At 61.2% G+C, this 11,581-nt stretch carries 7 protein-coding genes; 1 reads left to right on the top strand and 6 read right to left on the bottom strand.

Features of this window, described 5'->3' with window-relative positions; translation table 11 throughout:
* Window positions 1-26 precede the first annotated feature (26 nt).
* The 5 genes from IPM54_37035 to IPM54_37015 form a co-directional block, all read right to left on the bottom strand.
* The gene (locus tag IPM54_37035) at window positions 27-2,372 is read right to left on the bottom strand and encodes a DEAD/DEAH box helicase family protein (protein MBK9265378.1); all 2,346 of its coding nucleotides are present in this window, start codon (window positions 2,370-2,372) and stop codon (window positions 27-29) included.
* Between the two features lie 270 nt (window positions 2,373-2,642).
* Entirely contained in the window at window positions 2,643-3,311 is a 669-nt protein-coding gene (locus tag IPM54_37030; GenBank protein ID MBK9265377.1) for an ankyrin repeat domain-containing protein, read from the bottom strand.
* A 7-nt stretch (window positions 3,312-3,318) separates the two neighbouring features.
* Window positions 3,319-4,632 carry a hypothetical protein gene (locus IPM54_37025; GenBank protein MBK9265376.1) on the bottom strand — a complete coding sequence of 438 codons (1,314 nt, stop codon included), beginning with the start codon at window positions 4,630-4,632 and terminating at the stop codon, window positions 3,319-3,321.
* Window positions 4,633-4,922: 290 nt separating this feature from the next.
* Window positions 4,923-5,096, bottom strand: a complete 174-nt coding sequence (locus IPM54_37020) for a hypothetical protein (GenBank protein ID MBK9265375.1) — start codon at window positions 5,094-5,096, stop codon at window positions 4,923-4,925.
* A 205-nt stretch (window positions 5,097-5,301) separates the two neighbouring features.
* The gene (locus tag IPM54_37015) at window positions 5,302-6,645 is read right to left on the bottom strand and encodes a hypothetical protein (GenBank protein MBK9265374.1); all 1,344 of its coding nucleotides are present in this window, start codon (window positions 6,643-6,645) and stop codon (window positions 5,302-5,304) included.
* Window positions 6,646-6,848: 203 nt separating this feature from the next.
* Between IPM54_37015 and IPM54_37010 the strand changes: the two genes are divergently transcribed.
* The gene (locus tag IPM54_37010) at window positions 6,849-7,919 is read left to right on the top strand and encodes a hypothetical protein (protein ID MBK9265373.1); all 1,071 of its coding nucleotides are present in this window, start codon (window positions 6,849-6,851) and stop codon (window positions 7,917-7,919) included.
* A gap of 11 nt (window positions 7,920-7,930) precedes the next feature.
* Here the strand turns inward: IPM54_37010 and IPM54_37005 are convergent, their stop codons facing one another.
* The gene (locus IPM54_37005) at window positions 7,931-11,452 is read right to left on the bottom strand and encodes a choice-of-anchor L domain-containing protein (GenBank protein ID MBK9265372.1); all 3,522 of its coding nucleotides are present in this window, start codon (window positions 11,450-11,452) and stop codon (window positions 7,931-7,933) included.
* Window positions 11,453-11,581 lie beyond the last annotated feature (129 nt).

Raw genomic sequence — 11,581 nt, 5'->3', positions numbered from 1 at the left:
TGCGTACCCCACGAACCCGCCCGCCGTCAAGCGTCGTCGTACAAGTACGCTTCCAGCACCGAGATGGCCTTTTCGAACCCTACGCGTCCGCCGAACGCCTTCACCAACTCCACCGGCGTCCCAAGTTTGTCGAGGGGTTTGAGTGTCAAGTGCGTCGTGTCGTCCAGCGTCTCGACGCCTTCGTCCACGAACTTGGCGAGCAGCCCTTCGAGCACCTTTCGGCGCAGCGGCGATTGCGTCGCGAAATACGTTTGTATGACCGGCTTTTGCGCTCGATCCTTGCGCGTGACGAGCGGCATGTCGTAGCCCACGTGCGAAAGCAGGTCGTACGTCGCGTAGCCGTCACCGCAATGCTTCGCCAATTCCCCGAGACTCGCGCCTTCTCGTTCCAGATGCCCCAAAAGCTCGGATCGTCGTTCCGGGTCGAGCCACCGGTCACGGAACGTTCGGCGCGGCCCGCACATCTCGCGCAGCACGCGCCGCGTATGTTCGGCGATGGGCAATTCCACGCGTTTGCCGGCAGCGTTATACCGCACGACCGTTTCGGCCACCGTGAGGACTTCTTCGTCGGGAATCACGTATTTGTCTCGGCGCTGCCCGCTTCGCGAAACCGATGGCGATTCCCCCGGTGATGGCTCGCCCGTCCGTTCGGGTGGTGCAATCGATTCCCCCTCTTTCACTTCGTAGACTTGTTCCGGAGGCCCGTCGAAGGTTTCGTCCTCGAAGTGCCGCGTCGCGCCGCGGAAGTCCATGATGGTGAACCAAAACTTGCCGTAATCTTCGCGCACGCGCGTCCCGCGCCCGATGATTTGCTTGAATTCGGTCATCGAGCCAATTTCGCGGTCGATGACGATCAGCTTGCACGTTTGCACGTCGACGCCGGTGGAGAGGAGCTGCGCCGTCGTGGCAATGACGGGATACCGTTCTTTGGGCTGAATGAAATCGTCGATTTCGAGCTTGCCTTCCGGGTCGTCGGACGTGATGCGCCGGACGTAGCGGTCGTTTTCCGCGACGAGATCGGCGTTTTCATTCACGAGCGCCGAGCGCATGCGGCTTGCGTGTTCGGTGTCTTGGCAAAAAACGATGGTTTTGGCGAATCGGTCGGTGAGCTTCAGGTATTCGGTGACGCGTTTGGCGACGAGCTCGGTGCGTTTTTCCAGCACCAAACGGCGGTCGAAATCGCTACGCGTGTAGGTGCGGTCTTCGACGAGGCGGCCGTATTTGTCGAGCTTGCCTTTGCCCGGCGTATAGCCGTCGACGTCCTTGTCGAATTCGACGCGAATGACTTTGTAGGGCGCCAAGTAGCCGTCTTCGATGCCTTCGCGCAACGAATACGTAAAAATGGGCTCGCCGAAATAGTCGATGTTGGACACGGTCGACGTCTCTTTCGGCGTCGCCGTGAGCCCGATTTGCGTGGCCGAGGAAAAGTATTCGAGGATCTCGCGCCAGGCGGAATCGTCGGCCGCGCTGCCTCGATGGCATTCGTCGACGATGATCAAGTCGAAAAATTCGCGGGTGAACTGTTTATAAATATTCTTTTCCTCTTCGGTGCCCGAGACGGCTTGATAGAGCGCCAGGTACACTTCGTACGACTTGTCGACCTGTCGATGGCGGATCTTGGTTATGTTCTTGATGTTGCCGAAGGGCTGAAAGTCGTTGCGATACGCTTGGTCGACGAGGATGTTTCGGTCGGCGAGGAAGAGGACGCGTTTTTTGGCTTTGGCTTTCCACAGTCGCCAGATGATTTGAAAAGCGGTGAACGTTTTGCCCGTTCCGGTGGCCATGACGAGCAAGATGCGCGATTGGCCTTTGGCGATGGCTTCGACGGTGCGATTGACGGCCTTGATTTGGTAATGGCGCGGCTGCTTGTCTTCGGTGCCACGAAACCAATCCTGCGCGACGATGGCTTCGCGTTCCGGCGTGATGTCGTGGGTTTGGCAGTAGCGTTGCCACAGTTCGGCGGGGGAGGGGAATGCGTCGAGCGGTATTTCGCGCTCGGTGGTTTTCGCGGGGTTACTACGGTCGCTTTCGACGAAGGCGTCGCCGTTGGAGCTGTATGCGAAGGGGGCGTCGAGCAGCGAGGCGTAGGCGAGGGCTTGTTGCATGCCTGCGCCGATGGCGTGGCTGTTGTCCTTGACCTCGATCACGGCGAGCGGGAGGTTTGGTTTGTAGAACAGGACGATGTCGGCGCGTTTGCCGGTGCCGGGGATTCGCATTTGGCCGGGCTGGCCCTTGGTGGTGATGCGATCGGCGGTGAGGGTGTATTCTTCGAAGATTTGCTCGCGCAGGTCCCAACCCGCGGAGGGACGCGTGAGTGCGGGCAAGACGAACTTGCTGATGATGTCGCGTTCACTCAGTTCTTTTTTCTTCATGGCAAGCGCGGCTTGCGTCGATGGTACAGCGGGCGGTGTGTTTCGAACCAACTTTTTGTCTTGGAATGATGTGAGCAACGCGCCGAACACGAAGGTGGCCGAACGCTCGGGCATGGGGGAGCATCGTGACCATGCCGAGAGCCGATCGTTCGGATGTGGGGATGGTCAACCTAGCGGTTGCGCGATGGCCACCGGCGTCCATTCGAACGTTTTCACGCCGGCTTCGGCGCTGTATTCCATGTCCACGTCGTCGCCATCGCCACCAAGGCACTAAGCGGACGGGACGCCGAGCAGCCGGCGAATCTCACGAAGACGGTCCTGGTCTGCGGGATCAGTTGGAGAGAGCCGTCGGAGCCGATCGAGCGGCGTCCGCCTGTCATTGTCCTCGACAAGTGGATCTGCGCCGTGAGCGAGCAGCAGCCGCACAATGCCGACGTTGAGCTCGTACGCCGCCAGCCCTAGCGCATTCATGCCCGCGGACCCTCCTGCCTCGTTGATAGTCTTGGTCGCCCCGCAGAGGAGGAGGAGCCGAGCCATCTCCAGATAGCCTTTATCCGCGCAGAAACGAAGTGGCGAATCGCCCTCGTTGTCCTGGACGTTGGGATCGGCGCCCGCAGCCAGTAGCAGCCGCACCGCTTCGATGTGCTTCATGAGTACCGCGTCGAAGAGCGGATCCCCTTCTCTATCAATGTCCCAGCCGTTGACCCTGGCGCCGTGGCGTAAAAGCAGGATGACGGCATCGATCGGTCCGCCAGGCTCGTCGTCGCCGAAGGCTTCGAGTTCGGCAATTGCAGCGTGCAATGGGGGGAGATCTCCGCCCGATCCGTAGCGGGATTTGCCTGGTTCATTTGGATCTGCGCCGGCGGCAAGAAGCGCCGCCACGCGCTCGACGTCGCGCGTCTGAATGGCTTCGAGCAATGTGTCGGATTCTTTGGACATGGCACTCCTACCGTCCTGCCATGGGATGGCCTTTTGCGCAATTGAGCAGCTTCAGCGCTTCGCAGGCGTTCACCGCGTTCTGCTCTTGATCAATCGCCGTCTTGTGTCCGGGGTCCGGCTTGCCGCCGAAACACTTGTCCTGAATAAGCTCTCGCGCCGCCTTGCAGGCCTGCCGTTGCTGGATGGCGAGCTTGATTGCCGAGCACGGAATTTTCGCGAACTTTGGCTTCGTGTGGTCACCCTTGCAGATGGCGGCGAAACCCCCCTCGGGCTTGCAAATCTTGTCCTTCTCGTCTTCCAGGCGATCCAGCTCCACGTTCTCACACGTCTGACCGGCGTACCTCCGCGGCGCGGGAACCGGCGGCGCGGTCGTCGCCTTAGGCTGTGCGGCCGACGCGGGTGCAGGCGTAGTGGTAACTGGCGTGTCCTCGGTGGCAATGATCTCGTAGGCCGAAATGGCCCCCACAGCGAGCAGCCCGACCGCCAAAATCCCGACCGCCACGAGATCCCCGGGACCGGGGGCGGGTGAATCCGTTTGCGACGCTAGAAGTGCCGCGGGCGCTGCCCTGGTCATCACTCTCTTGAATGCGGCTTCGACGACGGCGCTGGAGGTCGGAGGCACATCGCCAATGAATTTCTTTTCAGCAGTTGATTGCGCCTGTTCAAAACGCACCGTTTTGACCCAGCCCATCTGCTCGGCACGCGTGATGATCTCGTCGTAGCCAAGCGTGTCAATGGCCAGTCGCCCAACCTTGGCCATGGTGCGATTGTCGCCATTGATGAATGTCTCCGGCTTGGCCACCACCTTTACGGCGACCGGAAGCACAATCGTATATCCCTGCGCTTCGAAAACCAATTGACTGACGACAATGGGCACGCCGGAAATCACGTTGATGAAATCGGCGAGCGAAAGTTGTTCCTCGCTCGCATGCTCGCGCTGATATTTTAGTGTTTCCACGCCATGACGCAAAGGTTCTTTGGCAATGGGCATGGCGCGCAAGGCATTCCGCAGACACGCGCCAAGGTCGTGGGCCGAGTTGGGAATGCCATCAATGGTGACGTCCTCTTTGTCGCCATCCTCATTCATCCGAACCGTCGCGCTGAATTCGTGGTGCCCCGGTACCAAAAGCAATCCATATTCGGCTACGCAATCGCGCGATCGTATGACCATGCCATCCGGAAGATTCGGGCGGTCGATCCGTCCTTCCGTTTGCGTAGCCACGACTGGGCCAAGACGATTCGTGCAGCCGATCAGCACATGCCCGAGCGTAGCAACCCCCAAAAAACCCGTCGCCAGTATCGTGCGCATGGGTTTACGCATCGTCACCCTCCCAATCTTCCATCGTTTGATCGTCATCGTGTACGCGTCTAGCCAAGTTGCATGATGGGTGCGAAAAACCGATCGGCGAATATCAGTGACGCCATATGCCCGTCCCCCTCGAGAATGTACTTGTCGGACAACCGACCCGGAGCCATCACTACATCGCGCGAAAATGAGATGCAAGCTCGGCATCACGACGGTCGGACGTGCAATGTCCTATGATGCATCCCACCCGAGCCCATAGGACGAAAAGCCGAGATTTCGGTGTTGCGTTGGCTGCTCTGGTTCGCCTAAACGCGACGCGGCGTATCGTTTCCCACACGCTCGGCCATCATCATGATGCCGAACACCTCGAAGGCCGAACGCTCGGCCGTCGGCACAATGCCGAACAGCTCGACGGCCGAACGCTCGGTCGTCGCCACAATGCCGAACAGCTCGACGCCCGAACGCTCGGCCGTCGGCACAATGCCGAACAGCTCGAAGCCCGAGCCGTCGCGTATCGGGCATCTTCGCCATCATGCCGATGCGCGAACGCTCGGTCGTCGGCACAATGCCGAACACCTCGGTGCCCGAACGCTCGGGCATGCGGGAGCATCTCGATTGTGCGCAATGCCGATCGTTCGGATGTGGGGATGGTGTGGGATACCCGAGACGCCCCGGTAATACGCGTCAAAACCTGCCCGCAAGCCCCATCGTTCCGCCGCCTGGCTGAGGCGTCATGAAGGGCGTCATGTGAAATTCCGATTTGCGCAGAGCTCCCCGACGAGGCTCGTCGCGATCCATGCCGCTCGTGAGCCACGCCGCGGTCGCAAGACCTGCAACCACACCGGAGGACGCGAGAAAGGAAAATACCTGCTCGTCCATTCGGTCGGCAATCGATGCATAAAGACCACCGAAGAGGAGCCCCCCGGCAACACCACCCAGATCGATGAATCGCACGCGAGCAATCGAGGGCGAAACCCGCGCCGCCAAGAGGCCCGTCGAGACGCCACCCGCGGCCGCGCCAATCAATCCCGTGACGAATGGCGCAGAATTGAAATCACCATCCATGAAGCCTATCGTCACGAACGACGTGACCACGCCTCCCCAAATGGCCCCCGAGCTCGTAAAGGACGCTCGGCCCGGCGTCACCGGCACCGTGGCCCCGATGAGCCCGCCAATGAGCCCGCCAGCCGTGGCCGAACCCCATATCAAACCAGGCAAAATCTTTTCCTCGTCCCGGTCGACGATACGCTCGGCCTCCAAAATCGCCGCCATGTAAATGCCCGCCTCGAGACCCATGTACATGCCCGAAGTAATCGATTGCGGCACGCCATAAGGCAGGGGACCAAACTTCACGTCCATGAGCGCGAGGGCGCCTGCACCAAGCGCCGACATACCAATGGCCGGCAAAAAGAACGTCGACGCGTCGCCACTATCGGACGCAAACCCGACGACCACGCCAAACCCCGTTCCCCATAAGATCGAATTTCCGTAAAGAATCGCAAGCTCGTCAATCGTCCGCTTGTCCTCCCGAGGCTCGGTGGAATCTACGCGCGGTGGAAGCGTATTTTGCGCCGGCATCAGCGTCAATCGATTGTACGCCCAATACGATGCCAAATGGCTGAGCTCGCGCGCTTGCGCTCGCAATCCCGGATCCGGCGCGCGCATGGCCACGTCGTTCAATATCTGCGATGCGAGCGGAAATGACCCGGACGCGAGCGCTGCTTTGCCGCGCTCGTACGCCTTTTGCCATTGCGCCAAATCGGCCGCGGGCTCGGCCGGAGGCTGCGCAGGAGGGGCTTCTTGCGCGGGCGGAGGCGGTGGCTCGGCCGGCACTTCCGTCGGCACCGGGGTGGGACTTGCCGCAGCAGCGCTTGCTGGAGGCGCAGGCGGTGCGCCCTTCGGCGCAATCGGTGCGCTCGATGGAGGCGCAGCCGGCTGTGCCCACGCGATAGCGGTGCCATCGAAAAGCGCCACGCTCAGCGCGAGCGACACGAATGTCATAGAACCAGCAAGGCAACGACGACTCATTCCGTGGCGAATCATACGTGGTTTTCCGTTGTGTGAAGGGCGTAAGGCGTTCGTCCGCTCGGAGCCCTTACACGTTCCGTTCCAATCGAGCGCTATACGCCGCACGTTCGTGAAAAGCAAGCATCATGTTTCTTGCGACACGTCGCGCGTGGACAGAATCCTGCTTGCATCGAGCTGTCGAATGGCGGATGATCAGGCGACCCGTGATACGCAATCTTCTTACCTCGGCAGCCTCCACGTTCGACTCGGCCATTGGATCCACGCTGCTTTTGCGGCGTAGGCGTCAACCTGGGCACGCAGATCCGGAAGCGTTGAGCCACGACGAGCGCATGGCGCGACTCGAGGAGCTACGCGACCTGTACGATCGCGCCGAGCATTACGCGTCCGATACATCCTTTTTTCCAGAACCTCGAGAGATTACGCCAATCACGACGCCCGTACGTTCGATCACGGGTCCGGGGCCAGGCAAAGTCGTGGACGTGACGTGGCCGAGTCATTTTGACGTGGTCTGTGAAGACGTGCGCGAAAAATACCTTGCGCATCCGAAGAATCGACGTGGTGCGGCGCGGCTGTTTTTACATGAAAATCCCGCGCGGCCGGTGGTGATTTTGATTCACGGGTATCTTTGCGGGCAGTATCCGCTCGAAGAACGCATATGGCCGGTGCAATGGCTGTTCGAGCGAGGTCTCGATGTGGCGCTTTTCGTTTTGCCATTTCATGCGGTGCGCACGGACGACCGCTCGCCTCGGTTTCCAGGCGGTGATCCGCGCATTACGAATGAAGCGTTTCGGCAAGCGATCCATGATTTGCGCACGCTTTCGGCATATCTTCGGCGGCGGGGAGCCGAGTCGGTGGGCGTCATGGGCATGAGCCTCGGGGGGTATACGACGAGCCTGTTTGCGACGCTGGAGGAGGAGCTTGCGTTTGCCGTACCGATCATTCCGCTCGCGTCCATTCCGGAGATTGCGCGTTCCGCGGGTCGATTCGTGGGTTCACCAAGGGAGCAGGAGCTTCAATACGAGGCGCTCGATGCGGTGCATCGTCCGGTGAGTCCACTTTCGCGTCCGCCGCGAATCGATCGCGACCGAATGCTGATTTTGGCGGCGAGCGGTGACAAGATCACGCCACTGGAGCATGCGCGCAGGCTGGCGGATCACTTTGGTGCGCCGCTCGAGACGTTTCACGGCGGGCACATTTTGCAGTTTGGCCGGGCGGATGCATTCCGATCGGTGGGACGAATGCTGGGGAGATTGGGGCTATTGGGAGGGCGGTGAGGGAGGGGGAATCACCCCGGTGTCGTGGCGACGACACCTGGATTGATGGACCACTCGAATGCGTCGAGCAGGACGGTGGAATCCCAATATCGGTCGCCTGTATCCCAGATGATGAATTCGATCGTCATGTTTTCGCCCGGTACGATGGGCGCGGTCGTCGTGAGCCAGACGGTGCCGCCACCATCGTTGACAGCGCCATTGACACCACCGACGCCCGTCCCGACGAGCTCGCTGGTGCCCGCCGAGCAACCTTGGCATACGTCGAAGAAGGCATTGTTGACGCTGACGGGGTTGCCGAAGTTATCGAACGAAATGTTCTTGTCGGCCGGGATGCCTGCAACGCCGGACGTGAGCATGGCGAGGTAGAAGTCGTTGTATTGGGTGCAGAGCCACTCGGGGTATTCCGACGAGTAGAACTTGAACTTGTAAGAGAAGGATTGGGCGTTCGTGGGAACGCGAATCTGCACCTTGAGGTTGGCGGAATCATTGGCGTCGTTTGCGGTCGTGCAGCCTGGCGCCGTCTGAAGCGTTCCGCCGTGCGCTGCGAGGTACACGGGGGGCGGGTTGCCATTGCCGCTTGCGGCCAGTCCATTGTCTGGATTGATGAAGCCGGGGTCGGTCTCGTCGCGCGCCGTGCCGGATGAAAGTGCGGCCATGGTCACGCCTTTGCGTGGCGTGACGTTGGGCCCGAAATTCGCGAGCACGCCGCGCTGAATATCCACAGGCGGCGTGGAGACGCCATCGGCTGCGACGAGCGTGGCCGAAAGGACGCCCCATTTCTTTTGCGGTTTGGGCGGGTTGAGCGTCGTGGTTTGACAGAGGTCCATGGCTTGCACGAGCTTCATGGGCGTGGTCGGCGTTTGCAGCGCGACCGTCGAGCAGAGCGCGGCCGGCGTCAAATCGCTCGTTGCAGCGTCGCAATCGTCGTTCATCGAATTGCCGATGACTTCGATGGCGCCTGGATTGACGAGCGGCGGTTGATCGCAATCGACCGGGCTGTCGCAACAATCGCCATCGCAAACGCCCCAACCGTCGGCGTCATTGTCGAGATTTTCGTCGACCACGCCATTGCAGTTGTCGTCGAGTCCATTGGCGCAGGTATCCATCGCGGCCGGCATTTGGTTTTGCACGCACGTGAGCGAGCTGTTCACGCACATCACGGTGCCTGCGCTGCAAATCCCGGGGTTGCCCGTGTTGCAGTTTCCGCCGCCGCCCGGATTGCCCTCGTCGATCGAGCCATCGCAATCGTTGTCTTTGCCGTCGCAGATTTCCGTGGTGGGGCTGGCCGGTATGCAACTGAGGGCGCCGCCGCTGCACGACGTGATTCCTTTGGCGCATTCGCCGACCGCGCCGGGGGGCGTGCAAACTTGGCCGCCGCCGGGATTGCCCTCGTCGGTCGTGCCGTCGCAATCGTTGTCCGCGCCGTCGCAGATTTCGGGCAGCGATGGGCCGGGTAGGCAGACGATGCTGCCCGAGCTGCACGTCGTCGTGCCCAGCGCGCAACTGCCTTGCTGGCCGGGAGCAATACATGATTGCGCGCTGCCAGGGTTGTTTTCGTCCGCCACGCCATTGCAGTTGTCGTCGAGGCCATTGCAGCTTTCGACTTGCGGCGATTGCACGGCATTGCAGACGATGCTGCCATTGGAGCATGCAGTTACGCCTGCCGAGCAGATGCCGGGAAGCTGGGTTTGGCACGCCATACCGCCCCCGGGGCTGCCGTCGTCGACGGTGCCGTCGCAATCGTTGTCCTTGTTGTCGCATACCTCGGTGGATGGCATGCCGGGCGAACAGGTGACGCTGCCGCCGCTGCATACGGTCGTCCCTTTTACGCATTCACCGAGCTGCCCGGCGGCCGTGCAGGCTTGGCTGCCGCCGGGATTGCCCTCGTCGACGGTGCCGTCGCAATCGTTGTCCTTGTTGTCACACGTTTCCGACGTAGGCTGGACCGTTTGCGTACAAACGAGCGACCCGTTCGAGCACGACAGGGTGCCTTGCGCGCAAAGACCTTGCTGACCGGCGACCGAACAGACGCCACCTCCGCCAGGATTGCCGTCGTCCACCGTGCCATTGCAGTTGTTGTCGATTCCGTCGCAGCTCTCTGCCGCAGGGAAGACCGTTTGAATGCACGTGATGGCGCCGCCCGCGCAGCTCGTTTGTCCCGTACCGCAAACACCAGGCAGCCCCGTCGAGCATGATTGGCTTCCGCCAGGATTGCCCTCGTCGGTGCTGCCATTGCAGTTGTCGTCGAGACCGTTGCATTGCTCGGGAACTGGCTGGACCGATTGCACGCATAACAATGTGCCGAAGGAACACTGCTGCACGCCCGAGGCGCAAATGCCCGGAAGAGGCGTCGTGCAGGGGCCGCCGCCCTGAGGATTACCATCGTCCACCATGCCATTGCAATCGTTATCGACGTCGTCGCATAGCTCAGCCGTCGGATTGCCGGGGACGCACGTCGCCGGCATACCACCTGCACATGCGGAAACCGTGACGCGACAAGCTCCTACGCCGCAGGCGACATTACCGAGCCCATCGTCGACCGAACCATTGCAGTCATCGTCGATGTTGTTGCATTCCTCGAGCATGGGCGTGCCGGGAACGCATTGCTGCACCGCACCATTGACACAATTGTCGACCGTCTTGGTGCATTGTCCAGCGCCACAAGTCGTTTGTCCGAGACCGTCGTCCTTGATGCCATTGCAATCGTCGTCGAGCGCGTTGCACGTCTCCGCCGTGGGTACCACTTCGCCTGCGCAAGCGCCCCACGCACCATTGACGCACGTTTGCACGCCCTTTTTGCATACACCGACGCCGTCCGTACCCAATGCACCCGAATAACAAGCCTGCGTCGCTCCGTCGGTGCACGTGCAGCCCTCGTCAGCCTCGTCGATTTCGCCATCGCAGTCTTCGTCGAAGCCGTCGCACTTCGGAGGCAATGCCATCCCCGGCGTGCACGTCTGGACCTGCCCATTGGCACACACGTCAATCGTTATTTGACATACGCCCATTCCGCACGTGGCCTGACCGAAGCCATCGTCGACTTGGCCATTGCAATCCTCGTCTTTGCCATCGCAGACATCGGCCACGCCGCTGGGAAGCACTTCGCCCGCACATGTCGTGTCCCATTGGCCATTGACGCAGGCCATCGTTCCGCCCGTGCATTCACCAACGCCATTGGTCGCTGGGTCGCCGGTATAACACGGCATCGTCTCACCGGGATTGCACGCTGAGCTGCCGCCACCTTGGCCGCCGCCACCTTGGCCGCCGCCACCAGCTCCACCCATGCCGCCGCCGGCTCCGCCTTGGCCCGCGCCTCCGCCTTGCCCCGCTGTCCCGCCCGCGCCTCCGCTGGAGCCTCCCGATCCAGCTTCACCACCCATGCCGCCCGAGCTGCTTCCCGCGCTGCCCCCCGATGCTCCAGCACCGGATCCCGTCGTCGCAGTCGATGTGCCATCTCCGCAGCCTGCGGCCGCACACCCCATCGTAATCACGAACAGCCCCAAAATTCCCGTACGGCGCGTCAGACTTCGCATTGGTGGCTCCTTTGCAACCTCTGCATCGTCGCACGATCCCGACGGTGTTGGAAATGGTTCGTTCGTCTGTGAAGTCGTTTTTTTTCGTGAGCGACACGCGATTGTAATGCGCTTATCCCACGCATTCGT

The organism is Polyangiaceae bacterium (genome assembly GCA_016715885.1).
Lineage (GTDB): Bacteria > Myxococcota_A > Polyangia > Polyangiales > Polyangiaceae > Polyangium.
The sequence above is the reverse complement of the archived record's forward strand: the minus strand, read 5'-3'. Positions and strand labels throughout refer to the sequence as shown.